Consider the following 10303-nt stretch of genomic DNA (forward strand, 5'->3'; position numbering starts at 1 on the left):
TTCTTCCCATGGCAACCATTCCTTTCATTACCTCGATTCTACAGGTTGCCATTCACTCTTAGCTACTGGTTCAAGCTGGCGGGCTCATATCCAAGAAAGTCAATACTTTCTAAGAAATTGATAACATTTTCTCCCAACGTCGTTATCGGGCCCCGTTTGTTTTCCATTACATAGAAGCGGGTAGTCCTCCGGTTCACTATGGTCAAAGGGGTTCATATCCCACCACACGACATCCTCGAAGTTAGAAGTTGTTAACTATCATTTTATCGATCGCAAGCCTGTGACGTGTAGGGATCGGCCAGCCGCTTGTGGACATTGCCGGCGATTATGTTGCAGGCAAATGAGGCGCAGTCACATGTAGTCATAAATGGTTAATATGAGGAATTTATCTAACAGCGAGAAAATGCTATCCTACTATTAACTAAGCGTATCATGAGTGAGTTATGTAGCTGGACTATAAGGTTGCGAAGAGTGAGCGCAAGTGAGAACTCTGTCCTGCAAAGAATCAAGCAACCTTAAACATATCAACAAGTCGCATGTCGAAAAGTACGACCATGAAAATACTAAAAAAACCATAAGATAGCAAGGCAAGAACTTAGATCAAAAAACGAAAGCAGAATACGACCAAACAATAATAAGACACATAGGGATTGAAGTAGTGCGTATTGATAAGGCTTAACGCAAGGTATTCAAGGCTTGCTATTATCCTCCTGTCTAAGTGTAGGGGAGCCCAATGCGTCCAGAAGGGAGGGGCAAAATGGAGATCATCAACAACACGACTCAAAACGATCAAGTTGGGGGTTGGCCTGCCTGTGCTTTTTTCTGCACGGCTGCTTGCGTTGTTTCACTGGTTTACACCACGGTGGCGTTAGTATCATACGCTTTATAGTCGAAGCGTTGGGCAACCTTAGTTTCTCGCTGATTTAAACATTGTTCGGAGCAATTAAAGAGGAGGTGAGAATGATGCAAATAATCAATAAAGAGGTTGCGGAAGAGCAAGTCGGAGGCGGGCTTACATGCCTTGGTTCGTGTGCATTGACATGCTTCTTCTTTGGTCCGGAAGCTTCTCTGTTTGGAGCGCTATGGTATTTCGTATAGCATGTCCTAACTATAAGCGTAGCTGATTTGGTTCTCTGGGATTTTCCCCTACACTTAGACCTTGGGATATGAGATTAAGAGATAAGCGTTAGTAAGATTGTCAGGTAAGCAAAGTGAACGTTTGACAGGTGTTTTAGCTAACGGGTTTGGGTTTATGCGTTTAGAAAGGCCGCTTTAAATTGAATTAATAGTCCCGCAACGTCCTATCATGCATCTTGCATTAGACATAGCAGTATCTTTTGGGAGAGAAGCGTTCTCTTATGAAGATATAAGCGGTAAACGGAAATCAAAAGAATGGAATCAAAGGAGGCGTAGTAATGCAAGGTGCGCAGCTCAACGCATATAGATTTTCAACCGAGAGCGGTAACCAGTATATTTTCGATAACGTTTCCGGCATGGTCATTCCCTGTCCGGATGACGTATATTACCTTATAACACATTTCAACGACCACGAAAAAAATGACATAATTGGGGAGTTGAAAACAACGTATAACCATAAAGATGCGGGGGGCTCTTATGGTTATATCGAAACTCTGATTAGGAATGGTTTTTTCTACAAAGATCCTTCAAAACGTACAAGCCCAGTAATAAATGAGCATACGGTATTACATACACCTTCCTCAGCATTAATCTTAATAGCTACGGAGAAGTGCAACCTTCGCTGTAAGTATTGCGTTTATTCTGACAGCTATCCTCTTATTAAAAGTTACTCGAATAAGCACATGACGTTTGATGTTGCTAGGAAAGCCATAGATTACTATATGGAGCTGCACAAAGAACGGGTGAAATCCGGATTCAAGAAAGCACCCGCCATAGTGTTCTATGGGGGAGAACCGTTAATGGAGTTAGGCTTAATAAAGCAAGTTGTTGATTATTGCCGCGCCAAAGATCCGAAGACGGTTTTCTATATTACAACAAACGGTACCCTGATCGACGACGAGTTCATTCGCCTCGCGATAGAGAACAGCATAATGGTAACAGTAAGCTTGGACGGTAACGAGTACGAACATGACCGTAAAAGAGTTTTTAAGAACGGCAAAGGTACGTTTAACCAAATTATAAAGAACCTGACTGATTTTCAAACCGAAAAACAAAAACAAGGCCTTGAGCAGATCATTACATTCAATAGCTGTTACGATTCATTCACCGACATATGCCAGGTGGTTGATTTCTTTGAAGAGAAAAGGGATATGTTCTCTCCCTTCAGCGTATTTCTTGGCGAGATTAATCCATTTTATACAAACTACTATGATGATTTAGATGATTTGTACTCAAGGGGTTTGCTGGAAACCGATCGTAATAGCTTGACAAATTCTATGAGCAAGATCAGAGCACGTTTCCTGGACGACATTATCAATGATAAAACTCCTTCTAGTACCATGTACTCCATCTTTCTAGGGCTATTTTTCTTGAAGAATCGGGCGAAAGGTATCCAGCCGATTTTAAACAACTCTTGCATTCCTACTAGCAAGCTTTCCGTTGATCCCGACGGCCGGTTCTATGTGTGTGAAAGGGTCAATCAACAGTTTTCTATAGGTGATATCGATCGTGGGATCGATTTCGACAAAGTCAACCGTTTAGTAAATGAATATGTGTCCTTGCTGCACGAGAACTGCGGCACCTGTGGTTTTAGCAGGCTGTGTGAGGTGTGTTTCATGCATTTCGTAAGAGATAACGAGTTGGTCTTTAACCAGGAATTCTGCGAAAAAAGGCGCACCACAATACCAAAAATACTCGAGATGGTGTACTCAACACTGGAAGCTAATCCAAGGGCGTTTGATAACTTGCTCGATTATTCATTTCATGAAGCTTATGAGGTGCTGATTAAATAGTCAAAGGGGTTGATAGTAGTGAAAAGGCATTTCAGGTTGAATGCTTATTGTTACCTGGTCGATGGCCTTTCAAAAGGCTGCATCTACAATGTCTCTACTGGAGACATGATATCGATTGATGAAGATAAGCTAAATTTATTAAATAAATGCGAGAGCAATATACCGTTAGACAGAATAACGGATACTGAACTTGGTTTCTTGGACACGCTAGTTGGTATGAGCGTAGGAATGTACTACGAAACTCCAATGTATGTGGAGAGGTTTTACGTCGGCCAGCACCCCGCTGTAGAGATGGTAGCGCCTTCGAATTATGCGGTTGGCAATGCCTTTATCGAGCTGGATACAATGTGCAATTTCGACTGCGTGTTCTGCAAAGAAGGGGATAACACACTTTTCAGAAAAACCGGATGTAAAAGATGGGCGCGTAACGAGGGTAGCACGATAAGGGATATCGATCAGTGGAAAGACATTCTCGGCCAGTTAGCCAAATTAAACTGCCAACAAGTGACATTTGTTGGAGGAGAACCTTTTTTGCAGTTCTCGCTGATGGAAAAGCTGCTGGCGCATGCGAAAGCTCAGGGCATATATAGGGTTCTAATATACACGAACGGTTCTTTATTAAACGATGAAATCTTGGAGTGCATTAAGAAGTATAACGCCGAACTTAACGTGCAAGTGTTGGGCAGTAACGATGACACGTATAGAAAAATAACCGGTGTTTCCGAAATGCACAGCAAGGTGCTTGATAATGTTTCCTTGCTCGCCTCAGACAATGTCCGGTATACGCTTACGTTCCTAGTTAATAGGCTCAACGAAAACGAGATTGAGGACGCATACGCTTTATACAGTCCTTTTACCAACCCGAACAGGATTAGATTGGAATTCCTTTATCCCCTGCCGCATAACGACTTCTACTCTACGAAATTCCTTGGGCTTATGTACGACAAAACAAGCAGCTTTGGCAAGGTTGATGTTAACAGCTTCTGCCATCATGCAAAATACCACAACTGTTACGGACACCAACTGGGGATAACCGCAGAAGGCGATATTTTACCATGCATAATGTCGCGCAAGTTAGTGCTTGGTAATGTCAGAAAGAACGACATCGTATCCATATTAAAAGATAGTGATTACGAACAGTACCAGAAGCTGACAAAGGACGAGATAGATAAGTGCAAGCAATGTTCCTACCGTTACGGTTGTTTTGATTGCCGTGCGCTGGAGATGTCTGCTACCGACTATTTGAAAGGACTCGAGTACTGTAATCTGAAATCCGCATTGAGAAGCGACGAGGTTTTGGAAGATCTCGTTTCAATCTAATGCAAGCACTATAAAAACGGAGATGAAGATGAGCACTATTAATGCTTTGCCGATTGAAAAAACTAGGATTGAGATATTTGAGCAAATATGGGATCTGGTCTATAAAAAGTATCCGCTTTTTAAAGAAAGAGATGTTGATTGGTTTGATATCAAGAACAAGTATTCAGGCAGAATCATCGGCATTGATTCTTATGACAGGTTGTATCGGTGTATCGACGACATGCTGCTGGAGCTAAAAGATCCGCACACGCGGATCTTGAGTTCGCCCTGGTTTAAGCCAATGATTTATCCCTTTCTTGTGATGGCCATAAACGATGATTGCTATATCTCGCATATTCTTGCTGAAAGCTCTGAGCTAGCGCCAGGAATGAAAATCTTAAGCGTGAACGGTATTCTAATAGAAGACCTAAAACGCACAATTTGCAATAAGTTTCTTTTTAGTTCTAAGAACATGCAGACTGTCGCCTTTGTTAACGAACTGATGGGCGGAGATTTAGGTGATAGTGTAGAGATAGAAGCGACAGACGGACAAAATGTAGTTGTAGGTAGGCTAGCAAAGCAAGATATCGGTGTAATTACCGGAGTTAACTTGGATAGCGATGATTCTTTAAGTAATGATTATAAGCGTGAAATTCTGAAACCTTGCCTGGTTAAAATCTTCGACCATGGTGTCGGCTATATTAAAATCTTAAGCTTTAGATATGAGGGTGTTGTTAAAACTTTTAAGGCAGCGCTAGAACAATGCAGAAAGGCATCATCATTAATTATTGATGTCAGGGGCAACCATGGTGGTTTAATTGCAGAAACAGTTAGGATAGCCTCGATATTTACGCCGAGAAACAAGATTATTGGATATAGATTGGCTAAGCAAGGCGAAAGAGAGAAAATCTTGGTTGAACCTGAAAGAGACATTGATCATGACTTTAGGAGAATAATGCTGTTGTGTGACGAATCTACGATGAGTTCCAGCGAATTCATCTTCCTAAACGCACTAAAAGGCGTTGATGAAAGGATAAAGCTAGTGGGGCGTCAGACCGCAGGTTTAGCTCATGAAGCAACTATCTATACTCTTTTTGACGGCACCAAGCTACAGATCACAACGTTTAAATACCTAACGCCGGAAGGCAGGGTTATGGAAGAAGCAGGGATATTGCCGGACTTAGAAGTATTGAATTCGGTTGTCCTGATAACCAAGCAAGAGGATGCGCAGTTAGATCGTGCAATTGAATTGTGTCGCAATTGATGCAAGCACACGATGTTTGCGTTCGGATAACCGTATGGCAATACATTGGGGAGGGTTTTCCTTGGGTACCGGTCAATATACGGACAGGACAAAGTTCATCTTAAACCAGGGTTTTCTATACCTGGTACTTATGACTGTTTCATTTATCATTATAAGTGCTGTTGACAAAAAGGACTTCTCTTTTCAATTTATTCTCACGCATGGTTTTATGTATAAGGTATCCGTCTGGGCCGGTGTGTCGTTGATTACCGGATTAGCCAGGGGTGCCTTTGTTTGGAGCAGGAATCAACGCAAGTTACAATAAAGGTGTGCTGTGAGAGCTGGCTTGAGTTTTAATAAGGCCTTTCACTAAATTCTTTCTACTAGTCACGACGTATCATAATAATGTAAGCTGTGCTAATATAATTAAGCTAACGCTTATTCGCAATGCTTGCTATTACTTTAAATGCCCAGGAGCATTATATTAAAGTATAGAATCATTAATATGTTCATCGATTTTTGTTTAAATAGGTTGTTATTTAAAGTAAGTTGCTACCGTACAACACGTATGAGCACGGGAGAGTGATTTGAATCAAGTGATTTCCGTGGTTAATCTTGTTCGCAAATACTCGCTTGGGAAGGAACCCTTAATAGCTCTCGACAATGTTTCTATCTCAATCAGTCAAGGCGAATTCGTCAGCATCATGGGCACTTCGGGATCTGGTAAATCGACGCTTCTCAACCTTATAGGCGGGCTCGACCGGTTTGATTCGGGCGAGATAAGCGTTGATGGGCTGGATATCGCCTCGCTTGACGAGAACCAGCTCGCCAAATACCGCCGCGAGAAGATCGGCTTTATATTTCAATCATACAACCTGGTCCCGACACTCACGGCTTTGCAAAACGTCGAGCTTCCCCTTATTTTTTCCGGAATTCCAAAAAACGATCGTTTAACCAAGGTGCAGGATATGCTAAAAACCGTGGGCTTGCAAGATAGGGTCAACCACCGGCCCACCGAGATGAGCGGCGGCGAGCAGCAAAGGGTTGCGGTGGCGCGGGCGCTGATCAATAACCCGGCCATAATCCTTGGGGATGAACCAACCGGAAACCTCGACAGTAAAACCGGCGAGGAGATCATGGATCTTCTTACCTGGATGAATAAGAACAACGGCCTTACCGTCGTCATGGTAACGCATGATGCCGAAAAGGCCCGTTACGCGGATAGGGTGGTTCATATAAAAGACGGCAGGATTATCAGGGGTGAAGGATAAATGGAAGAAGACCGGATGTTAAATTTGAGGCAAGCTATGGGGGTGCGCAGTGGTTAAAAAGATCGTTGCTTTTGTCATATCTTTATCGGTGTCATTGGTAGTTATTTCGCTGCTTATCGCGGCGCCCGCATTTGCGTCAAGCCCGGTTGTGCTGGTCAGCGCATCTATAGAGCCAAAGGATGTATCCCCGGGGGACAACTTCACCCTGAAACTTAACGTGAAAAACGATGGAAACGCGAAGGCGAAAAACCTGATGGTGACGCTTGGCGTAGACAGCGCAAGCATGTCTGATGCCGATGGAACATCACAAGGCCAGGAAGCAGGGGTGTCGTCTTCCCAATCGCTGCTTTCGGTTCTTGGCGAGAGCAATGTTCGTTACCTGGGGTCTCTTGGCTCCGATCGCCGGCAAGAGGTTGCTTTCAGGATGATCTCCGACGGCTCGGCGCGCTCCGGTACTTACAATCTCAAGGTTAAGCTCAATTATAACGGTGCACGGGCGCAAGATCAGGTGGTCGGCATTAAGATCGTCAGAAAGCCCGATCTTCGCATCAACCCGTCTTCCATGCCTTCATCCGTTGATGTGGGCAAAGAATTTAAGCTTACCGCCGAGATCGTCAATGCGGGCAACCACACCGCTAACGGTGTCTCGGCCGAGCTTTCAGCCGATGGCGCAGGCATAAAATCACCGAACTACTTCGTAGGAACGCTTGAATCCGCCGATTCCGATGTTTACGAGACGGGTGTTACGTTCGATAAACCTGGCGAAAAAACCTTAAGACTCAAAGTCGGCTATGTTGATGATTTCAACCACGCCCGCTTTATAACTAAGGACCTTAAGATAAAGGTGGAAGGGAATAGTAAGCCTAAGGATAAGCCCGAGGACTCTGGCGGTTTCTTCTCGGGCATTGCGAAATTCTTCAAGGCGCTGTTTGGTTTTGGAGAAAAAAGCGAGTAATTCATGAACAATTCAGACCTGGTATTGTTTGTTCTTCTCAATTTAAAACGCATGAAACTCAAGGTGACGCTTACCGTGCTCGGTGTTGTAGTTGGCACGACGGCGATTGTCGCTATGGTCGCTCTTGGAGTGGGCCTTCAAGATAGCCTAACCCGGCAGCTTATGTCCATAGCCGATGTCAATGAACTCACCATCGTCCCCACCAACCCAAATAGGGGGGATGCCTTTGGCGGCAGGGAAAAGGAAATACATCTTACCGAGAAGCTTGTAAAAGAAATATCCAGGATAGACGGCGTAAAATCGGTTGTTCCATCGATCGGTGTAGCTAATACCGATGTAAAAATCCAGAACCATAAAGCGTCGCAGATCAATATCGACGGATTTAGCACAGAGAATCCTATTGCGGTTTCCCAAGGGCGGGCGCCGAGGCGAGATGACGATAAAACCATCATTCTGTCCAGCAAATTTGGAAACTCGTTTGAAGATGACCATAAGGTTATGGCTGGAGAGCTTGTTGGCAAGCAAGCGTTAATCAAGGTCTCGAGAACTGCCGATGATGGGTCGACAGAGGTACGGTGTGTCCGCGCACGAATCGTAGGGATTGCGAAAGACAAGGGGGCGCAAACTGATTACAGTACCATCTATATGCCGATAGGAGCTGCAGAAGACCTCTGGATATGGCAAAAGAACACACCGAATCTGATCAAAAAAGAAGGCTATAACTCGCTAAAAGTCACCGTCGAATCGCCTGATCGTGCGGATTCGGTGCAAAAAGCGCTGGAAGCAAAGGGGCTCTTTGTTTTTTCACTCAAGCAGATCCTGGATGGCTTTAAAACGGTGTTTGGGATTCTCCAGGCGATCCTTGGCGCTATCGGTGCCGTGGCGCTTCTAGTAGCCTCGATAGGCATCGTAAACACGATGATTATGTCGATTTACGAGCGCACCCGCGAAATCGGTATAATGAAGGCGATCGGAGCAGGCAACAAGGATATCATCAAGATATTCTTAGGTGAGGCGGGGGTTATCGGCTTTATGGGAGGCGTCGGCGGCACGTTCTTGGGTTGGCTCATATCAAAAATTCTGGGCGCCATAGCATCGGTTTATTTGAAAAACCAGGGCGGCGGCGAAAGCCCGATCGCATTCATCGTCCCGGCATGGCTGGCAATCTTTGCTATCGTATTTGCAACCGCGGTTGGGCTCGTATCCGGCATCTACCCGGCTTTGCGGGCATCGCGCCTTAACCCACTGGTTGCTCTCAGGCACGAGTGATAGCGATAAATCATGATATTTAAACAGGAGGGGTTTACAAAGTGGAAGCAGTAAAGAATCTGGGTCGTGTGTTGGTCAAGCCCTCTAGCGTATTTGAGTGGGCGAAGGACAATCCGAACTTTGTCATGCCTGTAGTGCTGCTGATAGTAGTATCAATCATTTTTGGAGCAATCAGCGCGCCTCTGGCCGCCGATCTGGCGCAGAAGCAAATGCAGAACGGCACAGCCAAGTTGACTCCTGCCCAGGAAGGCCAGGCAAAGCAGATGATGAAGTTCCTCCCGATTATAGCCGCTGTAATGGGTTTGTTTAGCGTTATCTTCGCTCTATTTATTCAGGCAGCCCTTATACATCTTGGCATGTCTATGTTTGGGGGAAGCGCCAAGTTTACCGTTGGTATAGCTACCGTTGCGTATGCGCAGGTACCGATCGTGCTCCAGCAAATCATGCAATCGATCTATGTGACAGTAAGCGGGAAGGTAATAGCGCCAGGCCTATCGGCGCTGCTGCCGTTTCGACAGCAGATGGGTCCGTTAGGCGCTTTTTTAGGCCGCATCGACATTTTTGCCTTGTGGTCGATTATTCTTCTGGTAATAGGGTTCTCTATAACCTATAAGGTATCGAAAGGGAAGACGATGGCTGTCGTAGTCGGATACTGGCTCCTTGGGACCATCCTGGCCGTTTTACCTGTCTTAATAAGCGGATCTCTTAAAATGACTTTATGAGTAGAGAATTCAAAGGTAGCTCATAGACTTGATTGGGGCGGATATAGTCTCACTTAAGCGTTATCGCAAAACCTCTACGCGACCCTTAATCCTGAAGGGAGCACCACCGGCCCGAGATAAAAGGTACCATTGAGGGCAAGGCAACTTTTACGCCACGGCGCCTCCACACCCAAGCGACGGGTGAGGCATTGAAATTTCCCAAAATGGTCGTCGATGTGCAGGGCTTGTTTGTCTGCATAAAAGGCGTATATATGATTATGTTTCGAAAACATATCTGCATAATCGGCAACCACGACCTGTGCGTGCTTGAAGATATCGATACAAGCGATTTCAGCAGAGAAGCCATTGCTACGTGTGTTTGGAGCAGGGAGCGTTTGGACGAGAACCACCTCGCCTACTTGCAGGAATTGCCGACAAGGGCCGAGCCAATATCCGGCATGGCGTACGTCGAGTTTATTTCACCGGCCGACGGTCAGGTCTTTGAGTTTAATAAAGACGGTGTGAAATATCTGATCAACCCGGGTAGCGTGGGATGTGGTTTTATTGTTAGTAAAGCCCGATTCTGTGCAGGTAGGCATCCCAGGTACCGGCAGGCTCGGACATGACTGTTACTT

General features: G+C 45.0%; 9 protein-coding genes. All 9 read left to right on the top strand.

Features of this window, described 5'->3' with window-relative positions; all coding sequences use genetic code 11:
- Positions 1 to 960: 960 nt before the first annotated feature.
- Positions 961 to 1098, top strand: a complete 138-nt coding sequence (locus COY37_RS06130) for a hypothetical protein (RefSeq protein ID WP_286976767.1) — start codon at positions 961 to 963, stop codon at positions 1096 to 1098.
- 317 nt (positions 1099 to 1415) lie between these two features.
- Entirely contained in the window at positions 1416 to 2930 is a 1515-nt protein-coding gene (locus tag COY37_RS06135) for a radical SAM protein (RefSeq protein WP_286678119.1), read from the top strand.
- A gap of 18 nt (positions 2931 to 2948) precedes the next feature.
- Positions 2949 to 4250: a radical SAM/SPASM domain-containing protein gene (locus COY37_RS06140; RefSeq protein WP_286976771.1), complete on the top strand. Its 1302-nt coding sequence runs from the start codon at positions 2949 to 2951 to the stop codon at positions 4248 to 4250.
- 28 nt (positions 4251 to 4278) lie between these two features.
- A complete protein-coding gene (locus COY37_RS06145) occupies positions 4279 to 5493 on the top strand; it encodes a S41 family peptidase (RefSeq protein ID WP_286678121.1) in 1215 nt (404 codons plus the stop codon).
- A gap of 575 nt (positions 5494 to 6068) precedes the next feature.
- On the top strand, positions 6069 to 6743 hold the full coding sequence (locus tag COY37_RS06150) for an ABC transporter ATP-binding protein (protein ID WP_286678127.1): 675 nt from the start codon (positions 6069 to 6071) through the stop codon (positions 6741 to 6743).
- A 49-nt stretch (positions 6744 to 6792) separates the two neighbouring features.
- Positions 6793 to 7698, top strand: coding sequence for a COG1361 S-layer family protein (locus COY37_RS06155; protein ID WP_286678122.1), 906 nt, complete (start codon positions 6793 to 6795; stop codon positions 7696 to 7698).
- Positions 7699 to 7701: 3 nt separating this feature from the next.
- Complete coding sequence (locus tag COY37_RS06160; RefSeq protein ID WP_286678123.1) at positions 7702 to 8967, top strand: ABC transporter permease; 1266 nt, start codon at positions 7702 to 7704, stop codon at positions 8965 to 8967.
- Between the two features lie 41 nt (positions 8968 to 9008).
- Positions 9009 to 9689, top strand: coding sequence for a Yip1 family protein (locus tag COY37_RS06165; protein ID WP_286678124.1), 681 nt, complete (start codon positions 9009 to 9011; stop codon positions 9687 to 9689).
- A gap of 188 nt (positions 9690 to 9877) precedes the next feature.
- The gene (locus COY37_RS06170) at positions 9878 to 10294 is read left to right on the top strand and encodes a hypothetical protein (RefSeq protein WP_286976775.1); all 417 of its coding nucleotides are present in this window, start codon (positions 9878 to 9880) and stop codon (positions 10292 to 10294) included.
- Positions 10295 to 10303 lie beyond the last annotated feature (9 nt).

Source organism: Candidatus Aquicultor secundus (assembly GCF_002791875.1).
Taxonomy (GTDB): domain Bacteria; phylum Actinomycetota; class Aquicultoria; order Aquicultorales; family Aquicultoraceae; genus Aquicultor_A; species Aquicultor_A secundus.

Coding starts and splice junctions, on each gene's coding strand:
- COY37_RS06130 (WP_286976767.1), top strand. CDS start 961: ATGATGCAAATAATCAATAAAGAGGTTGCGGAAGAGCAAGTCGGAGGC.
- COY37_RS06135 (WP_286678119.1), top strand. CDS start 1,416: ATGCAAGGTGCGCAGCTCAACGCATATAGATTTTCAACCGAGAGCGGT.
- COY37_RS06145 (WP_286678121.1), top strand. CDS start 4,279: ATGAGCACTATTAATGCTTTGCCGATTGAAAAAACTAGGATTGAGATA.
- COY37_RS06160 (WP_286678123.1), top strand. CDS start 7,702: ATGAACAATTCAGACCTGGTATTGTTTGTTCTTCTCAATTTAAAACGC.